Here is a 274-nt window from a genome sequence, read left to right as displayed (position 1 = left end):
CGGCAGCAGAAAACGGGAAAATGGATTCGTTTCCTCTTCGGAGGTGTGCACCACCTCAAACAAATCGTAGAGGGCCGGAGCAATAATCACGGCGAGCGTTGCTTCCTGCTGCGCTACCCAAACCGTAAAGCTCGCTGCACGCACCTCGCTGCGAGCATGGCGACGAATAACCAGCATCGCCTGGTGGACGGTGCCCATCACCAGATTTTGCGCCGATTCTTCCCCGTGTTTTTTCAGCATCACGCCATATTCCAGCAAGTAGGCAATACCGTTC

General features: G+C 55.1%; 1 pseudogene. It reads right to left on the bottom strand.

The features are described from left to right. Nucleotides 1-274: pseudogene (locus tag MXD62_RS08620) on the bottom strand (hypothetical protein); the annotation flags it as partial.

Origin of the sequence: Frankia sp. Mgl5 (genome assembly GCF_023242985.1) — a bacterium.
GTDB lineage: Bacteria > Actinomycetota > Actinomycetes > Frankiales > Frankiaceae > Parafrankia > Parafrankia soli.
Note: the sequence above shows the minus strand (reverse complement) of the source record. Positions and strands in the feature narration are given on the sequence as shown.